21 protein-coding genes are annotated in these 20,760 nt (G+C 72.1%); 12 read left to right on the top strand and 9 right to left on the bottom strand.

The window, feature by feature from the left end; all coding sequences use genetic code 11:
- Positions 1-9: 9 nt before the first annotated feature.
- The 5 genes from asnB (at position 10) to WMF33_RS47855 (ending at position 5,856) form a co-directional block, all read left to right on the top strand.
- Positions 10-1,827 (top strand): asparagine synthase (glutamine-hydrolyzing), encoded by a 1,818-nt coding sequence (gene asnB / locus WMF33_RS47875; RefSeq protein WP_437334815.1) that lies wholly within the window; start codon positions 10-12, stop codon positions 1,825-1,827.
- Between the two features lie 386 nt (positions 1,828-2,213).
- Entirely contained in the window at positions 2,214-3,119 is a 906-nt protein-coding gene (locus WMF33_RS47870) for a phytanoyl-CoA dioxygenase family protein (RefSeq protein ID WP_437334814.1), read from the top strand.
- 12 nt (positions 3,120-3,131) lie between these two features.
- The gene (locus WMF33_RS47865; RefSeq protein WP_437334813.1) at positions 3,132-3,968 is read left to right on the top strand and encodes a nicotianamine synthase family protein; all 837 of its coding nucleotides are present in this window, start codon (positions 3,132-3,134) and stop codon (positions 3,966-3,968) included.
- A 53-nt stretch (positions 3,969-4,021) separates the two neighbouring features.
- Entirely contained in the window at positions 4,022-5,173 is a 1,152-nt protein-coding gene (locus WMF33_RS47860; RefSeq protein ID WP_437334812.1) for a methionine aminotransferase, read from the top strand.
- A gap of 209 nt (positions 5,174-5,382) precedes the next feature.
- Positions 5,383-5,856 carry a hypothetical protein gene (locus WMF33_RS47855; protein ID WP_437334811.1) on the top strand — a complete coding sequence of 158 codons (474 nt, stop codon included), beginning with the start codon at positions 5,383-5,385 and terminating at the stop codon, positions 5,854-5,856.
- A gap of 17 nt (positions 5,857-5,873) precedes the next feature.
- On the opposite strand, the gene WMF33_RS47850 is transcribed toward WMF33_RS47855, so the two are convergent.
- Genes WMF33_RS47850 through WMF33_RS47830 form a run of 5 tightly spaced genes read right to left on the bottom strand, consistent with a single transcriptional unit; the run spans position 5,874 to position 9,947 of the window.
- Positions 5,874-6,230, bottom strand: a complete 357-nt coding sequence (locus WMF33_RS47850) for a response regulator (RefSeq protein WP_437334810.1) — start codon at positions 6,228-6,230, stop codon at positions 5,874-5,876.
- Between the two features lie 16 nt (positions 6,231-6,246).
- Positions 6,247-6,981, bottom strand: coding sequence for a response regulator (locus tag WMF33_RS47845; protein ID WP_437334809.1), 735 nt, complete (start codon positions 6,979-6,981; stop codon positions 6,247-6,249).
- A 21-nt stretch (positions 6,982-7,002) separates the two neighbouring features.
- Complete coding sequence (locus WMF33_RS47840) at positions 7,003-8,520, bottom strand: sensor histidine kinase (RefSeq protein ID WP_437334808.1); 1,518 nt, start codon at positions 8,518-8,520, stop codon at positions 7,003-7,005.
- 25 nt (positions 8,521-8,545) lie between these two features.
- The gene (locus WMF33_RS47835) at positions 8,546-9,283 is read right to left on the bottom strand and encodes an ATP-binding protein (RefSeq protein ID WP_437334807.1); all 738 of its coding nucleotides are present in this window, start codon (positions 9,281-9,283) and stop codon (positions 8,546-8,548) included.
- Between the two features lie 58 nt (positions 9,284-9,341).
- Positions 9,342-9,947, bottom strand: a complete 606-nt coding sequence (locus WMF33_RS47830) for a response regulator (RefSeq protein ID WP_437334806.1) — start codon at positions 9,945-9,947, stop codon at positions 9,342-9,344.
- 559 nt (positions 9,948-10,506) lie between these two features.
- Here WMF33_RS47830 and WMF33_RS47825 point away from each other — a divergent pair.
- From WMF33_RS47825 to WMF33_RS47800, 6 genes are all read left to right on the top strand, one after another.
- The gene (locus WMF33_RS47825; protein ID WP_437334805.1) at positions 10,507-10,722 is read left to right on the top strand and encodes a hypothetical protein; all 216 of its coding nucleotides are present in this window, start codon (positions 10,507-10,509) and stop codon (positions 10,720-10,722) included.
- A gap of 36 nt (positions 10,723-10,758) precedes the next feature.
- On the top strand, positions 10,759-11,250 hold the full coding sequence (locus WMF33_RS47820; protein WP_437316766.1) for a GreA/GreB family elongation factor: 492 nt from the start codon (positions 10,759-10,761) through the stop codon (positions 11,248-11,250).
- 154 nt (positions 11,251-11,404) lie between these two features.
- Positions 11,405-12,481, top strand: a complete 1,077-nt coding sequence (locus WMF33_RS47815; RefSeq protein WP_437334804.1) for a Spy/CpxP family protein refolding chaperone — start codon at positions 11,405-11,407, stop codon at positions 12,479-12,481.
- Between the two features lie 29 nt (positions 12,482-12,510).
- A complete protein-coding gene (locus tag WMF33_RS47810) occupies positions 12,511-13,083 on the top strand; it encodes an RNA polymerase sigma factor (protein WP_437334803.1) in 573 nt (190 codons plus the stop codon).
- Positions 13,076-13,465, top strand: coding sequence for a hypothetical protein (locus WMF33_RS47805; protein ID WP_437334802.1), 390 nt, complete (start codon positions 13,076-13,078; stop codon positions 13,463-13,465). The genes WMF33_RS47810 and WMF33_RS47805 overlap by 8 nt, the downstream gene beginning before the upstream one ends.
- A gap of 77 nt (positions 13,466-13,542) precedes the next feature.
- Entirely contained in the window at positions 13,543-13,953 is a 411-nt protein-coding gene (locus WMF33_RS47800; protein ID WP_061623877.1) for a hypothetical protein, read from the top strand.
- A 10-nt stretch (positions 13,954-13,963) separates the two neighbouring features.
- On the opposite strand, the gene WMF33_RS47795 is transcribed toward WMF33_RS47800, so the two are convergent.
- Entirely contained in the window at positions 13,964-14,887 is a 924-nt protein-coding gene (locus tag WMF33_RS47795; RefSeq protein ID WP_437334801.1) for an NAD(P)/FAD-dependent oxidoreductase, read from the bottom strand.
- A 641-nt stretch (positions 14,888-15,528) separates the two neighbouring features.
- Between WMF33_RS47795 and WMF33_RS47790 the strand changes: the two genes are divergently transcribed.
- Positions 15,529-16,251: a hypothetical protein gene (locus WMF33_RS47790; protein WP_437334800.1), complete on the top strand. Its 723-nt coding sequence runs from the start codon at positions 15,529-15,531 to the stop codon at positions 16,249-16,251.
- A gap of 51 nt (positions 16,252-16,302) precedes the next feature.
- On the opposite strand, the gene WMF33_RS47785 is transcribed toward WMF33_RS47790, so the two are convergent.
- The 3 genes from WMF33_RS47785 to WMF33_RS47775 all read right to left on the bottom strand — a co-directional run bounded on the left by WMF33_RS47785 (position 16,303) and on the right by WMF33_RS47775 (position 20,689).
- Complete coding sequence (locus tag WMF33_RS47785) at positions 16,303-17,229, bottom strand: cyclase family protein (RefSeq protein ID WP_437334799.1); 927 nt, start codon at positions 17,227-17,229, stop codon at positions 16,303-16,305.
- A gap of 62 nt (positions 17,230-17,291) precedes the next feature.
- Positions 17,292-18,689, bottom strand: coding sequence for a pyridoxal-phosphate dependent enzyme (locus WMF33_RS47780; RefSeq protein ID WP_437316758.1), 1,398 nt, complete (start codon positions 18,687-18,689; stop codon positions 17,292-17,294).
- Positions 18,690-18,967: 278 nt separating this feature from the next.
- Positions 18,968-20,689 (bottom strand): helix-hairpin-helix domain-containing protein, encoded by a 1,722-nt coding sequence (locus WMF33_RS47775; RefSeq protein ID WP_437334798.1) that lies wholly within the window; start codon positions 20,687-20,689, stop codon positions 18,968-18,970.
- Positions 20,690-20,760: the final 71 nt, after the last annotated feature.

Genomic DNA, 20,760 nt, shown 5'->3' with positions numbered 1-20,760 from the left:
GAGTGCTCGATGTGTTCCATCGCCGGCATCTTCAACAAGAAACGGCCCATCGCGGCCGCGCAGCACGACGAGATGGCCTCGCTCCTCGAGGCGATGCACCACCGCGGGCCGGACGCGCGAGGCGCCCTGCAGTGCGCGAGCTGGGCGCTCCTCGGCAGCAACCGGCTGCGCGTCACCGACGCCGGAAACCCGGGCGCGGACATGCCGCTCACCTCGATCGATGGGCGCCTCGCCATCGTCTATAACGGCGAGATCTACAACCACCGCGACCTGCGAGAGCGGCTGTCGGGCTTCCCGTTCAGGACCGCCTCGGACACCGAGGTCATCCTCGCGGCGTACGAGGCCTGGGGGCTCGCCTGCCTGGAGCAGCTCGAGGGCATGTTCGCCTTCGCCCTGTTCGACCGCGCGACGCAGACGGGCCTCATCGCCTGCGACCCCACCGGGCAGAAGACCGTCTATCTGTGGGAAGACGACGACGCCCTGGTCTTCGCCTCGGAGATCGATCCGCTCATCAAGGATCCTTACCGGAGGAAGGACTGGGATCTCGACGGCCTCGCGGAGTTCACCGCCCACCGCTTCATCCTCGGCAGCGGGACGCACATCCGGCAGATCCGCAAGCTCGAGTCCGGCACCTGGCTGGCCAGGACGCCGGAGCGGCAGGAGACGGGGCGCTTCTACAGGATCCCGCGCGGCGACCTCTCGAGGACGGACGTCCCCGCGATCAAGCAGGAGATCGAACAGGCCGTGGTCGACGGCTGCCGCAGGACGTTCGACCTGGAGGTCCCCTACGGGCTCCTGCTGAGCGGCGGGATCGACTCCACGGCCGTGCTCGCGGCGGCGCGCCGGGCGGGGCTCGAGATGAGGACCTTCTCGATCGGCTTCCGGCCGACGGGTCGGCTGACGGGTCGGCTCCTCCCGCGGAGCGCCAGCGTCTTCGACGAGTTCGCCTACTCGAGAGCGCTGGCCCGCGAGCTCTCCTCGAAGCACACCGAGATCACGCTGTCGGACACCGACTACTGCGCTTACCTCGACCGGTGGATCGCCATCGCCGGCGAGCCGCTGGGCTCCCAGGAGGCGCCGTGCCTCATCCGGCTCTTCGAGGAGGCCGGGCGAGAGGCGCGCGTCATCTTCTCCGGGAGCGGGCCTGACGAGATCTTCGACGGTTACTCCTACGGCCGGGCGATGGCGGACGTGCCGCTCTCCGATCTCGCCGAGCGCTACGACGCGACCTTCCGCTGGTGCGGGGCGGCCGACCTCGGGCAGCTCATGCCCCACCACGACGCCGCGCGGCTGACGACCGCCAAATACCGCGAGATCCTCTCGCTTTACCGCGATTGGCCGCTCGACGGCCTGCAGGCCGTGCAGCTCCTTCACTTCCACGGCCGGCTCGTCGTCTACGAGTTCCGGCAGATGGATCTCATCAGCATGCGCCACAGCGTCGAGGCCCGCTCGCCCCTCGCGAGCGCCGGGCTCGTCCGCAGCGCCTTCGCCTTCCAGAGCAAGCTGAAGCAGCTCGACGGCCACGAGAAGGGGATCTACAAGCAGGCCCTCGCGGCTCTCGTTCCCCCGGTCATCGCCTCGCGAAAGAAGCAAGGCTTCCCCATCCCCGCGGAGATGTGGTTCTCGAGGCCGTTCCTGGAGAGGGCAGCCATCCTCTTCGAGCCGGGCTGCGTGCTGAGCGGCGCCGGCCTCATCGATCAGCGGACCCTGCGGCGGCTCTGGGAGGACCCGGAACCCGCCACGCGCAACCTGTTCTCCCGCCTGTACACGGCCGAGGGCATCCTCCGGCGCCAGGCGCCGCACCTCGCGCCGTCGCGGGCCGCCTGATCCGCGGCGCATCGCGGCCGGAAAATCACAGATCGGACGCACCGCCGCGCCGTCAACTGCAACTCGATTTCCGTCTCATCTCGCTCGCCTGCGCCGCCGGCGATCGCCATTCACTTTATCGCAATTCATTTGCAATTGACTTTTTATTGCTTGCGACACATAAGGGACCTGCCGGCGGCGACGGGTTGACCGGCAGGTCGGTCCTGCTCGCGGCGCAGCGATCGCCGGCGTCGCGCGGCGGCCCGGGCCCGGTCTCACGGCGCGCCCGGCGAGCTCGCGCCTGATCACCCGCCACGCCTCTCCGCCCCCCGGCTGCGCGCCTCCTGTCGCCGGTCGAGCGCGGAGCCGGGCCTGGCGGGGACACGTTGCTTGAGAAGGGAGCCCTTATGGATGTGATGGATGAGCCGATCGCGAGCCCTCTCCCGGATACAGCGCCAGCGAGAACGGAGCGGGCGCGCCTCCTCTCGGACGGATACACCGTGTTCCCCGGCGTGCTCGGCCGCGACGAGGTCCTCCGCTACCGCGCGCTCGCGAGGCGGATCCTCGCGCCGCAGCAGGCGAGGGAGTACCAGGAGAAGCACGTCGCCATCGGCAGCCTCTTCGATCTCCTGCGAGAGGCGGGGTTCGTCGATCTCATCGGGCACCCGCGGGCGCGCGCCGCGCTCCGCCGCCTCGGGTTCGACGAGCCGTACTACGAGCACGGCATCGTCTTCAACAAGCTGCCGAGGACACCGCGGACCTTCTGGCACCAGGACTGCACCACCTGGAATCACCAGCTCGCGTACGAGCCGGAGCCGCACGAGCTGATCTTCATTTATTACCTCGTCGACACGACGCGCCACAACGGCTGTCTCCGCGTCATCCCGGGCAGCCACAGGAGGCGCCACCCCCTCCACGAGTCCCTGCGCGACGCCAGCATCCCGGATCTGGAGCGCATGCGGGATCCGAGCTCTCCCGCCTTCCACAGCTATCCCGACGAGGTCTCGCTCCCGGTCAACGCCGGCGATCTGGTCGTCATCGACGTGCGCCTCCTTCACGCCACGCACGCGAACGACAGCGATGAGGACCGCACCGCGCTGAGCCTCTGGTACATCCCGGCCTGCCGCGACCTCCCCGAGTGCGTCCGCGCCCGCTTCACCCTCCGGACGGGGCTCGACGAGCGGATGCCCTACGTACCGGCGCACTGGCCCGACGACGCCGCCGCGCGGCTCCGCGCGCTCTTGCCGGCGGCGTACGAGGGGAGCACCGCGGCGCTCCCCTGGGACAACGCCCCTGACGAGCGGCTCCGCTGAACCGAGGGCGTCATGGGCACGATCACCACACCTTCGCTTTCGACACGCATCCACCGCATCTATCAGGAGCTCGCGACCATGGGCTCCCTCGAGCCGAGCCAGCGGGTGAACCACCTGTTCAGCGAGCTCGTGAGCATCTCCATGTCCCGGTCGCGCGGCGAGGTCGACGAGGTGCTCGGCGATCCGGTCGTGAGCGCGATCCGCGAGGGCCTGTGGCGCGTCTGCTCGCGCGGCGAGTTCGAGCTGGAGCGCCACTGGGCGCGCCGCATCGCCGCCGCGGACGACCCGGCGGCCGAGCTCCGGAGCTTCCCCTACGCCCTCAATTACGAGAAGCTGACCCGGCTCGAGCTCTCCAGCCTGCGGGGCGTGCGCGACGAGCTGCCGCGGCGCGTGCTGTTCATCGGCTCCGGCCCGCTCCCCTTCACCTCGATCCTGCTCGCGGAGCGCTATGGCCTCCCGGTCAGCAACATCGACGTCGACGAGGAGGCGTACGCCGCCGCCCGCGCGCTCGCGCGGCGGCTCGGGCTGTCGGAGCGGCTCAGGTTCGTCTGCGCCGACGCCCTGTCCTGCTCCGATCTCTCGGAGTTCGACTGCGTGTTCCTGGCCGCGCTCGTCGGCATGAACCGGCGCGAGAAGAGCCGCCTGCTCCACCACCTGCACGGGGCCATGCGCCCGGGCGCGCTGCTCCTCGTCCGCAGCTCGCAGCGCCTGCGCACGCTCCTTTACCCCGAGGTCGACATCCACGGGATGGCGCCGTTCGAGCCGCTCCTGGAGATCCACCCGCACGACGAGGTGATCAACTCGGTGATCGTCGCCGAGCGGCCGGGGCAAGACCGGAGCGCCGGCTGAGGCGGCCGCATGCTAAGGTCCCTGCCCGTCGAAACCCGGCCGAGGAGACCGCCATGACCACGCCCCTGCTCCCCTCGAAGCTGCCGTCGACCGGCGTCAGCATCTTCACGGAGATGACGCGCCTCGCGAACGAGCACGGCGCCATCAACCTGTCGCAGGGCTTCCCGGATTTCGACTGCGCGCCGGAGCTCGTCGAGGCCGTGGCGCGCCACATGCGCGCCGGCCACAACCAGTATGCCCCCATGCAGGGCGTGCTGGCCCTGCGCGAGGCGCTGGCGATGAAGATCGAGCGGCTCTACGGCCGCCGCTACGACCCGGCGACCGAGATCACGGTCACCTCGGGCGCGACCGAGGGCATCTTCAGCACGATCACCGCGTTCGTCCGGCCCGGGGACGAGGTCATCCTGTTCCAGCCCTGTTACGACTCGTACGCGCCCGCCGTGCAGCTGAACGGCGGAACCCCCGTGTTCGTCACGCTCCGTTTTCCGGAGTACCGCGTCGACTGGGACGAGGTGCGGCGCGCGCTCACGCCGCGCACGCGGCTCTTGCTCATCAACTCGCCGCACAACCCGACCGGGACGGCGCTGTCGGCCGACGACATGCGCGAGCTCGCGAAGGTGGTGGACGGGCGGGACGTCCTCGTCGTCGGCGACGAGGTCTACGAGCACATCCTCTTCGACGGGCGCCGGCACGAGAGCCTCGCGCGGTATCCGGAGCTCTCGGATCGCTCCGTCGTCATCAGCTCCTTCGGCAAGACGTACCACACGACCGGCTGGAAGGTGGGCTATTGCGCGGCGCCGCGGCCGCTCTCGGCCGAGATCCAGCGGGTGCACCAGTTCGTGACCTTCGCGGTGAACGCCGCCATCCAGCACGCGTATGCCGAGGTCGTGACGCGCGACCCGCTCGCCGCCGATCTCGCGGCCTTCTACCAGGCGAAGCGGGATCGGTTCCTGAGGCTCATCGAGGGCTCGCGGTTCCGCCCGCTGCCGTGCGAGGGCACGTATTTCCAGGTGCTCGATTATTCGGCGATCACGGCCGAGCGAGACGCCGATTTCGCGCTGCGCCTCATCCGCGAGCACGGCGTCGCCTCGATTCCCATCTCCCCGTTCCTCTCCGGCGTGGGGCCAGGGCCCGTCCTGCGGTTCTGCTTCGCCAAGCGGGACGAGACGCTGGAGCGCGCGGCGGAGAGGCTGCGCCGGGTCTAAACGGCCCACCGCTGCGGCCCCGCGGCCTATCGGCGTCCGCTCCCGTCGAGCCCCAGGATCACCCACATCGGCCATCGCACCGCGCGTCCGGCGGCGGAAGCGGCGCTGCGAACGGAAAAATGAGCCTGCTTGCCAGCGAGGCCGGCCCCCCATAGCATGAACGGTTGCGGGCTCGCGGAGCCTCCGCGCTTCGAGAGGACGGGCGGATCATGCTTAGAATCAAACACGCACAGACAGGCGCGCTGGACGACCTCTCGCTGACCGGCGCCGAGGCGCGCCATTCGGCCCGATCGGAGCGGGAGCGGCTCGCCGGCCCGCGCGACGCCGCCCCGCCCGGCGAGGGCCGCCTCAAGCCCGCCCCCGCGCGGCGCTGCGTCACGGCGCGCGCCGTCCGCTCCGACATGCTGCTCGTGCTGCTCGCCGCGCTCGCCGCCGGCGGCGCCCTCGGGTGCGGCCACGCGTGCAACCACGGCTTCTCTCCATGCCCGGCGGTGTCCCCCGCGACCACGGTGTCGAGCTCGGCGGCCACGAAAGGCACCTGCCCGACCGAGTATCGCCCCCTGTGCCCGGGCCTCGAACCGCGCTGCGTGACCGACCGGAACGGCTGCCAGGTCTGCGATTGCGCCGAGACCGGGGCCGCCCCGCTCCACCCCCGCGACGTGCAGCCGCCCGAAGCTCGGTAATCCAGGCGCTCGAGGCGTCAGCCGACGAGCCGCCGCAGCCGCTCGAGCAGCTCCGGGAAGCCGATGCCCTTGGCGAGCACCGCGTCGGGCGCCGGCGCCCCGCCGAGGTCGTCGGCGCCGCACCCGCTGAGCAGCACCGCCTTCGCGGCAGGCAGGCGCGCCCGCAGCGCCGGCAGGAGGTCGGTGCCGAGGCCGTCGCCGAGGTTCTGATCGAGCAGCGCGAGATCGTACGCCGCGCCCTCCGCCGCGAGCATCCGTCCCGCCTCGGCGAACGAGCCGGCCAGGTCGACCTGGAAGCCCTCGTCCTCGAGCAGCGTCGCGAGCACCATCCGCGACGACGCGTCGTCGTCCACGAGCAGCACCGTCAAGCGCATGCGGCCCCCTCAGCCCTCAGCACGTCCCTGGATCGCTCCTGGCGCGCGCGATCGTGTGCATCAGCTCGCGCACGCCGAACGGCTTGTGCAGGCAGGCGTACCCGCCCCGGCTCGTGAACGCGTGGATCAGCTCCGGCGCCGCGTGGCCGGTCATCGCGATCACCGTGATCGGCCTGCTCATCCGCCGGAGCTGCTCGTACGTCTTCATCCCGTCCAGGGACGGCATGAGCAGGTCGAGCACGCACACGTCGACCGCCTCGTCGCGCGCGCGCTGGATCGCCGTCTGCCCGTCGTACACGGCCTCGGCGCGCAGCCCCGCCGCGTTGAGCCCCGCCACGATCGACTCCGCCACGGCGGGGAGGTCGTCCACCACGAGCACGCCGCGCGACCCGAGCGCCCGCGCGACGATCCGCATGAGGTGATCCATCGAGAACGGCTTGTAGATGACCGCGTACACCCCCTCGCCGATGCCCTCCTCGATGAGCTGCTCGATCGCGAACGCGGTCATCAGCACCACCGTGAGCTCCGGCTGGATCCGCCGGAGCTCCCGGAACGTCTCGACCCCGTTGAGGCCGGGCATCTTCACGTCGGTCAGCACGAGCGCGAAGCGCTGCTGCCGCACGAGCTCGAGGGCGTGCGCGCCGTCGCGCGCCTCGACGACCTCGTACCCTTCGAGCTCGAGGTTCGCGGCGACGGTGGCGCGCATCCCCTCTTCGTCGTCCACCACGAGCACCCGCCTGGTCGCTTCCATCGACGGCTGTCCCTTCCCCGCTCACGCGGGCTGCGCCGAGTGTACCTCCGGCGCCGCCGCGAGCGGCAGCCGGATGATGAACGTCGTCCCCGCGCCGGGCGCGCTCTCCACCCCGATCGCGCCGCCGTGCATCCGGACGATGCCGGCGGTGATGGCGAGGCCGAGGCCCGTCCCCTTCAGCTTCGTGCTGAAGAGCGGCTCGAAGATCTTCGCGAGGTGCTCTCTCTCGATCCCCGCCCCGTCGTCCTCCACCGTCAGGACCAGCGCGCCGTCGCACACCCGCGCAGACGCGACCACGCGGCCCTCGCGCCCGGCCGGGATCGCCTCGGCCGCGTTCTGGATCAGGTTGACGAGCACCTGACGGAACTGGTCCTTGTCGAGGCTCGGCACGGGCAGCGCGGTCGGCACCTGGTTCACGAGGCGCACGTGCGCGGGCGCCTCGACGACCGACATCGCGTCGTCGACGAGGGGCGCGAGCGGGCACGCGGAGCGGCAGAGCTTGCGCTCCCGCGCGAAGTCCAGGAGATCGCCGATGATCCGGGTGCACGAGAGCAGCTCCTTCTCCATGAGGACGAGGAACTGGGCGACGCGCGGGTCGGCGCCGAGCTCGGTGCCGGCGAGGCGCTTCTTGAGGTAGTACGCCGCGTTCCGGATGGCGCCGAGCGGGTTGCGGAGCTCGTGGCCGACGCTCGCCGCGAGCTGCCCGATGGCGGCGAGCCGCTCGACGCGCAGCCGCGACTCCTGGGCCTCGCGCAGGCGCTCGGCCATGTGGCGGAGCGCGGCGCCGATGCGCCCGAACTCGTGCTTCCCGAGGTCGGGCACGCGGTAGTCGAGGTCGCCGCCGGCGATGCGCCGCGAGCACTCGGCGAGCGCGCTGAACCCCCGCGCCATCGCGCGCAGGAGCCCGCCGAGGAGCGCGACGAGGAGCACGAGCGCCGCCGTCATCGAGGCGACGCTGGCGATCCGGATCCGCGCGCTCTCGCGGCCCGCCGCGGCGGCGTTCCGCGCGACGTCGCGCCGCGCGTCGAGGATGGCCGCGTCGATGTGAGGCAAGAACCCGCGCTCGTACTCGTCCTCGGGCCGCTCCGCGAACCGCCGGTGGGCGGCGAGCCGCTCCCCGCCGCTCGCCATGCGGGTCACCTCCCCCACGTCCCCGGCGATCGTCGCGAGGCTCGCGCGCATCTTTCGCAGCCGCTCGTCCTCTTCCTGCGCCTCGCCCGGCTCCTCGCGGAGGCGCGGATCCGCGACCCACGCCCGCTCGATCGCCTCCACCGCGGCGAGGTCCCGCGCGACGACCTCGGTCAGGTAGCGGAGCTCCTCGGTGTCGCCGCCGCCGAGGGAGATCTCCGCCGCCTCCCGCATGTAGCGCCCGGCGTGGTTGGCGAGCGTGATGTGGCGGGTGAGCTGCTCGTACGACAGCTCGGAGCGCCGCTGGAGCAGCGAGAGCCGGTCGGACGTCACGTAGAGCGCGCCCGAGGCGAGCAGGACGACCGCCGCGGCCACGGCGAAGATCAGCGCGAGGGTAGCGCGGATGCTCATCGCGGCGCCTCCGGCGCGCCCGCCGTCACGGCGGCGGCTCCGCGGGGCCGGCCGCGGGCGGCGGCCCGGGCGTGGCCGCGAGGGGCAGCTCGACGCAGGCCCGCGTGCCGCAGGGCGCGGCGTCGGCGATGGTGAGCGTGCCGTAGTAGCGGCGCGCCACGCGCCCGGCGATGTTGAGCCCGAGGCCGAGGCGGCCGGGCTTGGTGGTGTAGAACGGGCGCGCGATCGCCTCGCGCTCCGCCGCGGGCACGCCGGCCCCGGCGTCGCTGACCTCGATGCGGTAGCGCGCGCCGACCACGCGCCCGCGCAGCGTGACCACCCCGCCGCCGGGCATCGACTCCGCCGCGTTCTCCACGAGGCACCGCACCGCCACGGACAGCTCGGCCGGATCGAGCTCGACAACGCCGTCCACCGCGTCGAGATCCACGCGGACCCCCGGCTCGGCGATGCGCGCGCACGCCGCGGCCAGGCGGACGCACTCGAGGGCGCTCGCGCTCACCGGCTTGCGCCGGAGGTGCGGCCTCGCGTCGGTGACGCCGTCGACGAGCGCGCTCGCCGCGATCGCCTCCTCGTCGATGACGTGGAGGAACTGCTCGACCCGCGGATCGCCCTGGAAGGCCTGCTCCCGGGCGATCTTGCGCTTGAGGAAGAACGCCGCGTTGCGGATCGTCCCGAAGCAATTGCGCAGATCGTGGCGCATCGCCGCGACGATCTCCTCGGCCGTCGCGATCTGCTCCGCCGCGCCGAGCGGATCTCGGCTCATCATCGCGGGGCGCCACCTCCGCCGGCCCTCTCGGCGCCGTGCACGCCGCGGCGGGCCGTCACTTGAGGGTTCGGGCCGGCAGCACGGCGTCCACGAGCCGCGCCCCGCCGAGGGAGATCGACGTGCGGGAGGACGGGGGCGGGTACGAGCTCACCCTGGCGCGCTGCGAGGACTCCGGCGCGTCGCGGGTCTCCGGCGACCTGTGCGACGGCGCGCTCCGCAGCGAGGGGGGCGCGACGGTCTCGCGCGGCGTGGACGACGAGCCCGCGAGCGCGTCGACCGACCGCCTCGTGCTGGCGAGGCGCGCGAGCTCCAGGACGATCCGGGTGGTCCGGGCGGGGTCGAACGGCTTGAGGATGACGTAGTGGCGTCCGCCCTCGCTGGAGCGGATGAACTCCTCGGCGCCGGTGATCAGCAGGCAGCTCGTGTAGAGCGGCAGGGCGGCGACGCGCTTGAGGAGCTCTTCGCCGTTCATCCCCGGCATCTTGTAATCGGAGCAGACCACGTGGAACTGGCCTGTGTGCAGCAGCTCGAGCGCCCGGTGGGCGGACACGCAGGTCGTGACGTCGACGTCATCGGCGAGGATCGCCGCGATGCTGTCCAGCATCCTCTGCTCGTCGTCGACGACGAGCACGCGCAGCCGCTCCTGGGCATTCAGGCTCACGATACTCCTCTTGTGTGCTCGTACGGGGATGGAACGCCGGCCTGGCAAGCGATCACGGGAGCCCTCGCGTCATGTCCCGCATGCCGCTCGGATCGCTCGCCAGAGCGAGGTCTCACGGCGCAACCGCGCCGCGGCCTCGCGCCCTCGTGCCGATGCACTCCGTCTCGGAGCAGCGGCGTGGGCAGATTAGGAATCTACACCACCGACCCTACTCGGTAAAGGAATTCCTGAGCTCGTGCGCGATCGTCATCGCGCAGGTGCCTCGTCGCGAAAGGAGCGCCCGTTGCTCCAGGCTGGTCCTGGCCGCTCCGGGCTGCTCCTGGCAGCTCTTGCTCACTGCGTTGTTCACCGTTTTGAAACACTCGATTCACGCGAACGATAAGCGCGTCTGCAGCCAGCGCTCATGGATTGCACCTCTGCAAGGAGCGCGTGATTTCAACTCTGCTCCACGAGAGAGGCCTGCATTGCAGATCCGCAAGGAGCGCCTCGATGTCGCTCGTCGGTCCTCGGTCGCCTCCTGTCGTTCTCGGCCGCCGTCGAGCGCGGCTCCTCCGGGAAGGTGCGCCCGAAGGTCGATGTGCTCGCCCGGCTCGAGCGCGGTGGGAACCTCGTGCGCGGGCGTCACTTCTACGCTCACCTCGGCGTCGATCTTCCGCTCGCCGGGTCGGTCACCGACACCGGCGACATCGCGCTCAGCGCCCCGGGGCGAGGGGCGCTCCGGAGCGCGCCAGCCTGCCGCCGTCCCGGGCAGCGCTCCCGGCTGACGGCGGAGTGACCGCCGCGATCCGGTCTGGTAGGGTGTCGGCCGTCCATGCCTCCGGCCATCGACAAGCGCGCGTTGCTCGCGGCCCTCAAGGACCAGCTCGCCCGCGAGCTCGAGCGCTCGACCGAGCGGGCGCGCGACGCCGCGAGCGCGGCGACCCACGAGGAGAACCGCGCCGAGGGCGACAAGGACATGCGCGCCACCGAGGCGTCGTACGTGGCGCGGGGCCACAGCGAGCGCGTGCATCAGCTCGAGCAGGCGCTCGCGAAGCTCGGCGCCTGCGCGGTGCGCGACTTCGGCCCCGGCGCCCGCATCGAGAGCTCGGCGCTCGTCGAGCTGGAGAGCGGGAAGCGGCGCGCGCTCTATTTCCTGCTGCCGGCCGGCGGCGGCGAGCGCATGCAGTTCGAGGGGGTCGAGGTGCAGACCCTCGCGACGACGAGCCCGCTCGGCGCGTCCCTGCTGGGCCTGTCGGAGGGCGACGAGGCCGAGGTCTCCACGCCGCAAGGGACGCGCATCTACCTGATCGCCAGCGTGCGGTGAGGCCACGCCGCGCGGGCCCGCGTCGGCGGGCAGCCGGCTGGCTGCCGGGCCCGCCTCCAAAAAAAGCGGACCTCCGTAGGGAGCCCCTGCCCGGCGGCGTCCCAGGGACGAACGACCCGCTCGGCACGATGCGGGCGACCCAGGAGAAGAGTCCATGATGCAGTCTCGTTGGTGGAGGCTTGGTGGGATCTTGCCGCTCGTCGGCGCGCTCGTCGGTACGGCCGGTTGCACGGCGGAGACGGGCCAGAGCGACACGTCGCCGAGCGAGGAGGCCGCCGCGGCGGCGCTCGCCCAGGGGCCTTCGAGGGGCGGCCGCCCCGGCGAGGCCGCCGGTCATCGGAAGGGCTTCGGCGGGCACCGCGGCGGCCCGGAGCGCCTCCTGGGCGCCGCGCTCCACGAGCTCGACCTGTCGGACGCGCAGAAGGCGACGATCGAGGGCGCCCTCGAGGGCCTGCGCGAGGGCGCGCCGGCGCGCCCGAGGGACGGGGCCGGCTTCGCGGCGCTCGCCGAGGGCGTGCGCGCGGGCAAGCTCGATCGGGCGGCGATCGCGGCGAAGCTGCCCGACGCCGGCCGCGCGGACGAGGAGCGCCGCGCGCGCGTCGCCGGGGCGCTGAGCACGCTGCACGCCACGCTCACCAAGGAGCAGCGCCGGCAGCTGGTCGACGCGATCGCCGCGAAGATGGACGAGCACGGCGCGATGGGCGCGCGCGGCGAGCGGGGCGGCCGGCACCACCGCGGCCCGGACGGCGAGCGCGGCGGGATGGGCGGCCCGGGCATGAAGGGCGGCCCGGGCATGAAGGGCGGCCCGCTGGGCCACCTCCTCCGCGGGCTCGACCTGCGCGACGATCAGCGCGCGCAGATCGACCGGGCCCTCGAGGGCATGCGGCCGAGCGACGCCGACAGGAGCGCGCGGCCCGCGGATCACGAGGCGAGGCGCGCCGAGATGCGCGCGCGGCTCGAGGCGTTCGCCGCCGATCGCTTCGACGCGAGCGCGCTCCTTTCGGCCGCCGACGCGAAGGTGGGCCCGCGGGCGCACCTCGACCGCATGGTCGACGCGATGGCCGCGATCGTCCCGGTCCTCGACGAGGCGCAGCGCAACGCGCTCGCCGACCGCCTCGAGCAGGGGCCGGCCGCGGGCAGGCCCGAGCGCGGCCCGTTCCGCGGCGAGCGCGGCGGGGAACGCGGCGAGCGCGGCGAGCGCGGCGGGGAGCGCGACCTCGAGCGCCGCTGAGCGCCGGTCCCGATGGCGCGCGCGGAGCGATGGGCGCAGAATCGCGGGGGCACGTGATCGTCGACCTGAGGCTCGTCGCAGCGCGCGTCGCCGGGGGCGACGACGCGGCCTTCCGGCAGATCGTCGAGCACACGCGTGCGCCGATGTACCGCCTCGCGGCGCGCCTCGTCGGCGACCTCGCCGAGGCCGAGGACGCCTTGCAGGAGGCGTTCGTCGACGCCTACCGCGCCCTGCGCGAAGGGCGCTACGACGGGAGATCGAAGGTGGAGACCTGGCTGTACCGCATCGTGACGAACGCCTGCCTCGACGCCCTCCGGCGCCGCCGCGACACCCCGCGCGAGGCGCGCGAGGCGACCGAGCCGCGCTTCGACGGCCTCGTGTCCGCCGAGGCGCGCGTCGCGCTCCGCGAGCTCGACGCCCTGCTCGCCGCGCTGCCGCCGCAGGAGCGCGCCGCGCTCGTCCTCGTCGCCGTCGAGGGGCTGCCCGCGAAGGAGGCGGCGGCCGCGCTCGGTTGCTCCGAGGGCGCCGTCGAGCAACGTTTGGTGCGCGCCCGCGCGGCGCTCCGCGCGCGACGGACCGAGGAGGAGGCGCCGCATGCCTGACCGCGACGACGACCGGACCGAGCTCGATCGGGAGCTCGCGCGCCTCGCGGCCGCGACCGCTCGCCTCGACGCCGACGACCGCTTCACCGAGGCCGTGCTGCGCGCCGCCGCGGCGGCCGACGACCCGCTGGCCCGCATCGCGGCCGCGACCGCCGATCTCGCGCCGGACGCCGCCTTCACCGAGGCCGTCGTCCGCGCCGCGACGGCCGCGCCCCGGCCCGCGCGGCCCGCGATGGCCGACGGCATCGTCCGCTCCGGTCGCGCCGCCATCGTCGTCACCGCCTTCGCGGCGGCCGCGAGCGTCCTCTTCTTCCTGCAGACGCAGCGCGACGTCGACAGCGCGATCATGGCCTCCGTGGAGGCCATCGAGGCGATCGAATGACGCCGTCCTCCTCCACTCCCGCGCCCCCGCCCCCCGCGCCTCCGCCCGCCGCCCCTGCGCGCTGGAAGCCCCTGGCCGTGCTCGCCGCCGTCTTCCTCTTCGGCGGCGTCGCCGGCGCGGCGCTCGGCCGCAGCATGGCCCTGCGCGACCTCGAGGCCACGTTCCGGGGTCCTCCGGCCGAGGCGCGCGCCCAGTTCCGCCTCCGGGCGATGCGCCGCCACCTCGACCTCACGGACCGCCAGGTGCGCGAGCTCCGCGCCACCCTCGCCGACGCGGAGACCGAGCGGGACCGGCTCCTCTCCGAGTGCCGCCCCGGGCTCGACGCCCTCCGCGACCGCACCGACGCCCGCGTGAAGAGCGTGCTCACGCCCGACCAGCTCACGCGCTACGAGGAGTTCGAGGCGGAGCGGCGGCGGCGTCCCGGCCCGCCGCCGCACGGGCCGGGGCACCCCGGCCGCGGCCGCGGCCCGGGCGGCCGCGGCGATTGAGGGCTGCCGATCAGAGGAGATCCTCCTCCTGCAGGGCGCAGTTGACCCCGAACGCCGCGTCGGCGCCCTCGGCGGCGGCCATGATGGCGAGCAGCACGTCCTTCGACGCGTCCCCGGCGACGAAGACGCCTTCGCACGTCGTCTCCTCGTGCTTGGCCGCCGTCTCCACGCCGCGCTCCTCGGTGACCTTGCAGCGGAGCTTCCTGGCCAGCTCCGACCCCTGCTCCTGCTTCGTCTTCAGGAAGAGGGAGCGCCGCTCCACGGCGCTGCCGTCCTCGAGCACGACGCGCTCGAGCACCCCGTCCCTGCCCTCGAGCCGGGCGATCCGCTCCTCGCGCACGCCGATCCCGTGCCGCGCGAGCCGTGCCACGTCGGACCTGGACAGCGACGCTGGACCATCCGTGAACAGGATCACATCATCGCTCCACGTCTTCATGTTCAGGGCCAGCGCGACCCCCGTGCAGCCCTGTCCATAGACGCCTATCGGCTGTTCGCGCGCTTCCCAGCCATCGCAGTAGGGGCAGTGGTGCACGCTCGTTCCGTACATGGCGGGAAGGCCCGGGAGATCCGGCAGCCGGTCGACGAGCCCCGTGGCGAGCAGCAGCTTGCGGGAGCGCAGGCGCTCGCCGCCCTCCAGCGTCACCTCGAACCGCTTCGCGTCGCGGCGGACGTCGGCGACGGCCACGTCCCGGATCTCGACGCCGTAGGGCTCGAGCTGCTCGCGCCCCAGCCGCCTGAGCTCGGACGGCGCGATGCCGTCGCGCGACAGGAAGCCGTGCATCGCGACCGCTGCGTCGTTTCGGTACCGCCCCGAGTCGCACACGAGGACGCGCCTGCGGCACCGGCCCAGGATGAGCGCCGCGCTGAGGCCGGCCGGCCCTCCGCCGACGATGATCACGTCATATTCCTGGGTCTCTCCGGTGCTCGTCGACATGGCTCGGCGGCCGCCGAGCAACGAGCGCGCCGAGGCCCCGTCGCGCTCGCTCTCCCGCGAGCCGCACGGGGGGGAGCTGGGCGCGAGGCGCCCGGCGCGTCCTCGCGACCGATCCCTGCGCCCCATCGTTTCCCGTCCCGCCCTCCCGTCGGAATCTTGCCATCGCGCGCCGCTGCCGACCCGGTCAGGCGCGCACGCCGTCGCACAGCGCATGTCAGCGGCACACAAGCCGCTCGCCCTCGTTCTGTCAGGCCTTCATTCATTGTGAGGTTTCGATCATCAATCGCCCTTCGTTCGATTCGATACGAAGCGCGATGAGCGGCGGCGCTCGGCGCGACACACAGACTTGCGCTCGCCCTCCACGCTCCGGACAGAGCAGACTCGCGATCATCGATTCAACAATTTTACACAGACGCTCTCTTGAGCACTGGACACCGATGGTTATTCACCGGTAGAAAGAAATCGACCTTCGACGAGACCGCGAAGGGACGAACCCGGGGGGGGGAACGACTATGTACCGGATCAGCACCGCTGATTTCGCAGCGATGGCGCTCGTGTTTCTCGTGTCCTGCGTCACGGACCAGGGAGAGGAGGAGGGGCCTGTAGGAATTGCCCCTAATGCGCTTGAGTACCTCAATGCGATGAACCCCAACGCGCTCAACCCCAATGCGCTCAACCCCAACGCGCTCAACCCCAACGCGTTGAGCCTGAGCGCCCTCAGCCCCGGCGCCCTCAGCCCAGCGGCCCTGAGCGCGATCCGGGATCCGGGCGCAGCGGGCGACCTGTCGCGCCAGCTCCTCAGCTATGTGGTCGGTTGTGCGCTCACCCCCGCGCAGTCGTTCCGCTTCTCGTGGACCGACGGCGCGGGCACGGTCCGTCATGAGGTGTACTGGGGGCTCATCGGCCTCGTGCCGAGCTGGATCGACAAGCCGCTCGGCCAGACCGACCAGCAGTGGATCTCGGCGTGCCTCGCGTCGCGGACGAACTGGTACGGCCTCTCCGTGACGATCTCCTCGAGGGCCAGCCACCCGGCCATCGACAAGACCGACTCCCCCGAGCTCGCGAGCTACACGCGAATGGAAGGCGCGTTCTGGGGCAATCTCTTCGCCCCCACTCCGTACCTGAATGCTTGCTACAACGCGGCCAACCGTGACCACGCGCGGTCGCTGGCCCGAGAGTGCGCCGCGGGTCACCTCGACGCCAGCGGAGCCGCGCAGCCATGCGGGATGGTGAGCATCCGCGGGACGTGCGACAGCTACTGCCAGCAGCTCAACATGCGCGGAATGTACTACCCGAGCTGCGTCAACAACCTCACCGGCAGCCCGGACTCGACCACGCGGGTGATCACCGTCTTCCTGCCTTAGCGCGCCTCAAGGCCCCCCGTCGACAGAGCGGCTCGCGCCCTCGATCTCCGCCTACTTCCCCTGGCCCCCGGACCCGGGCGGCACCAGCGCCAGCACCCGGGCCGGCGCCCCGCTGCCGTGCGCGAGCGGCAGCGGCGCGACCACCACGACCGCCCCGGCCTCGGGGAGCTGCTCCAGGTTGGCGAGGTTCTCGATGTGGTAGCCGCCCGCGCCGAGGAAGGCCTTGTGCTGCTCGAACGTCTGGCTCGGCCCCGGATCGGTCGACAGCGTGTCGATACCCACGCACCGCACGCCGCGCTCGCGCAGATAGCGGCTCGCCTCCACGGAGACCCCGGGAAAGTGCATCACGCCCTTCGCGTCCTGGTTCAGGTACTTCACCGGATCGGACCAGCGCGCCCCCCACCCGGTCCGGATCAGCACGATGTGCTTCGCGCCGAGCGCCCCGTGCCGCGCCTCCCAGCCCCGGAGATCGTCCACGGTGACCTGATGGTCGGGGCTCGCCGCGACCTTCGCCGTCACGTCCACGACCGCCGCCGGCCCGACGAGCTGCTCCGGCGCGATCTGCTCGACGGTCGGCGCCCCGGCCTTGAAGTGCGCCGGCGCGTCCACGTGCGTGCCCGCGTGCTCGTCCATCGAGAACCGGCTGGAGTAATACGCATCCTTCTCGACGGTGCTGAGCGTCTCCGACGCATAGGGCTTGTTGCCGGGGAACAGCGGCATCTGCGGCGTGATCGGGTGCGTCAGGTCGACCACCCGCGCCGTGGCGACGTCGAGCGCCGCGGGCGCGGCCGGCGCCGCGGACGACGGCGCTTCCCCGCCCGCGTGCGCCGCGGGCGGCGGCGCCGCGGCGGGCGGCGACCCCGCGGCCGACGCGCACGCCGACAGGGCGAGCGCCGCGGGGCCCAGCGCGTACGCCGCCGCCCCCCTGGCACCCGCTTGAAGGAAGCCGACCACGCCCGTTCCGTGCGCCTTGTGCATGGCGCGCATGTCACCACGAGCCAGCCCTCGCCACAAGGCGCACCGGCGCGCCCTCGCCCGGCTCAGACCTCGTGCAGCTTCACCCGGCGTCGCAGGTGATTGAGCAGATCGATGCGGGTGACGAGCCCGACGAACTCGTCGCCGTCGGTCACGATGGGCACGAGCCCCGCGTCGAACATCGGGAGGAGATCCCGGATCGGCGTCCGCACGTCGACCGTCCGGAGCCGCGTCGTCATCGCCGTCTCCACAGGCTGCCGGAAGCGCGACACGTCGTCGACGGCCGCGAGGAGGAGGTCCGACTCGTCCACCAGGCCGACGATCTTGCCGTCCTCCAGGACCGGGAGCTGCGACACGTCGTAGAGCTTCATCCGCGCATAGGCGACCAGGAGCGCGTCCGTCCGCTGCACCGTGACCACGGCCCTGTCGGCGTGGCGGCGCGTGATCACGTCGCGCAGGTCGCCTGTGGGCTCACGGTCCGTGAAGCCCTGATCGGCCATCCAGAAATCGTTGTACATCTTCGACAGGTACTTGTTGCCGCTGTCGCACACGAGCGTGCAGACGCGCTTGGGCGACGACTGTTCGCGGCAGTAGCGCAGCGCGGCCGCGAGGAGCGTCCCCGACGACGAGCCGGCGAGGATGCCCGTTTTGGAGAGGAGCAGCCGGGCCGTCTCCAGGCTCTCTCGGTCGGAGATGGTGTACGCGTGCTTGACCCGGGAGAGGTCGAGGATCGGGGGGAGGAAGTCCTCGCCGATGCCCTCGACGAGCCAGGAGCCCGCCTTGCCGAGGTTGCCGGTCTTGACGTAGCCCGCGAGCACCGAGCCCTCCGGGTCGGCGAGCACCATCTCGCAGCGCGGCTGCGCCGCCGCGAAGTAGCGCGAGAGCCCGGTCATGGTGCCGCCGGAGCCGACGCCGCACACCATCGCGTCGATGCGGCGATCGAGCTGCGCGTCGATCTCCGGGCCGGTCCCGGTCTCGTGCGCGAGCGCGTTGGCGGGGTTCTCGAACTGGTTCACGTAGAACGCGCCCTCCTCGCGCGCGATGCGGGCCGCGAGGTCCTGGTAATAGCTCGGGTGGCCCTTCTCGACGTCGGAGCGCGTCATCACCACCTGCGCGCCGAGCGCCTTCAGGTGAAAGACCTTCTCCTGGCTCATCTTGTCGGGGATGACGAGCGTCAGCCGGTAGCCCTTCCGCGCCGCGACGAGCGCGAGGCCGAGGCCCGTGTTGCCCGCCGTCGCCTCGACCAGGTGCCGCCGATCGCCGCCGAGCTGCCCGGCGCGCTCGGCCGCCTCGATCATCGACAGGCCGATGCGATCCTTGATGCTGCCGCCGGGGTTCTGGCTCTCCATCTTGAGAAAGAGCTCGCACGGGCCGGTGTCGAGCTGAGTGACCTGGATCATCGGGGTGCGGCCGATGAGAGAGACGATGTTCTCGGCGGGCGGAGGGATCGGCATCGGCGTCATGACCGCTCAACGGTCACACGGCGCGCACCGTCTGTCGAGGTGCTCGGCGCGCAGGTGGCGATGACGCGCGCGTCAACGCGGACAGCCTGGGAAAACGGACAAAGGTCCGCTATGATGGATTGTCCTTTGTGGCGCGCGCGGCCCGCGGCGCGACAAAGTAAATGGTACTCCTTATGCCTCGACCGCTCCCAGGGAGCGGTGGAGCGCGTCCCGGGCGTCGTCCGCGGCGTCGGCACGGGGAGTCGCGCTCGGACCCGAGGCCGGCCGTGCCGCGCGCGTCAGGCGGCGGGCCGCACGGCCTTCTTGAACGCGGCGGGGCCGAGCGCGTTCAGCACCTCGTCCCGGCGGAGGCCGCCTCGCCGCGCGGTCCCCACGCCGAAGCGCAGGTTGTGGAGCGCGTTCGTCGAGTGGGCGTCCGTCGAGATCACGAAGCGGATACCGCGCTTGCGCGCCTCCTTGATCCACCGAGGCTCCATGTCGAGGCGGTACGGATCTCCGTTCACCTCGACGGCGGCCCTCGACTCGGCCACGGCGTCGAGCACCTCCTCGACGTGGCACGCGAACGGCTCGCGCCGCTGGATGAGCCGGCCGAGCGCGTGCCCCCAGATCTTGAAGACCGGCTGCTTCATGGCGCTCACCAGCCTGCGCGTCATCTGGTCGGCGTCCATCTTCATGCGCGAGTGGATGCTCGCGATGATCACGTCGAACTGCTCGAGGATCGCGTCCGGATAATCGAGCTTGCCCGACTCCAGGATATCGGACTCGGTGCCCCGGAGGAGCTTCACGCGCACGCGCTCCTGCACGCGGGCGATCTCGTCCCATTGCTGCTTGAGCCGGTCGAGGCCGACGCCGCCCGCGTAGTGGGCGGCGGGCGAGTGATCGGTGATGGTGAGGTATTTCATCCCCATCGCCTCGGCCTCCAGCGCCATCTCCTCGACCGTGTTCTTGCCGTCCGAATACACCGTGTGGCAGTGCACCATCCCCTGGATATCGCCCTCCTCGATGAGCGCGTCGTCGCGGCCGTCGCGCGCGGCGGCAGCGACGATGTCCTCGGCGCCCTCGCGGAGCTCGGGCGCGATGTACGGGAGGCCGAGGTGCCGGTAGAGATCTTCCTCCGTCTTCGCGGAGAGGCGTTTGTTGCCCCGGAGGAGGCCTCGCTCGTCGAGGGTGAGCCCGAGCTCGCGCGCGAGCGCGCCGAGCGCCGAGAGGTACGCGGGCGCTCCGGTCCTGTGGTGGAGCGCGGCGGCGTAGTACCGGGGCGGCACGCAGAGGAGCTCGCCCCGGAGGCCGCCCGAGAACCTCACCGTGCACCGCGCGTCGTCGCGCGCCTCGACCTCGGCGACGCGCGGGAACCGGGCGAACCAGTCGACCACCTGCGCGGCGTCGTCGGTCGCGGCCACGACGTCGACGTCGGCGACCGTCTCTTCCCAGCGCCGGATCGCCCCCGCGAGGTCGGCTTGCTCGGTGGCCTCGCACCCGCGCACGTGGGCGAGGAGCGGCTCGGCGAGCTCGAGCGCGTCCACGAGGAGGACGCGCTCGTCGCGCGTCTCGTAGCGGTAGATCCCCTCGAGCAGGCTCGCCTCGGTCTTCGCGCCGAAGCCCTTCACGGCGCGGACCTTCCCGGTGAGACAGGCCCTCTTGAGCTCCTCGACGCTGCCGACGCCGAGCGCGTCGTGGAGCGCCTTGATCCGCTTGAGGCTCATCCCCGGCACCTGGGAGAGCTCGAGGACGCCGGGCGGCAGCTCGGCGCGGAGCTTCTCGAGCTGCTCGGAGCGCCCGGTCTTGTAGAGCTCGGCGATCTGGCTTGCGAGCGCCGCGCCGATGCCCCTGAGCTCGGTCAGGCGCTTGTGCTGGATGAGCTCGCCGAGGTCGTCCGTGAGCTCCTCCAGGGCCTCGGCGCCGGTCTCGTAGGCGCGCGCGCGGTAGGGGTTCTCTCCCTTGATCTGGAGGAGCATGGCGACCTCGCGGAGGGCCCGGGCGATGTCGAGCTTGTCGAGCATGGATGGCGGTAATTATAGCACTTGCCGGCCACAGGCCATGCCGCGCGGGCCGCGACAGCGAGGCAGTTTGC

The organism is Sorangium sp. So ce394 (assembly GCF_051474665.1).
Taxonomy (GTDB): domain Bacteria; phylum Myxococcota_A; class Polyangia; order Polyangiales; family Polyangiaceae; genus Sorangium; species Sorangium cellulosum_D.
This window is presented reverse-complemented; position numbering and strand designations above follow the sequence as displayed.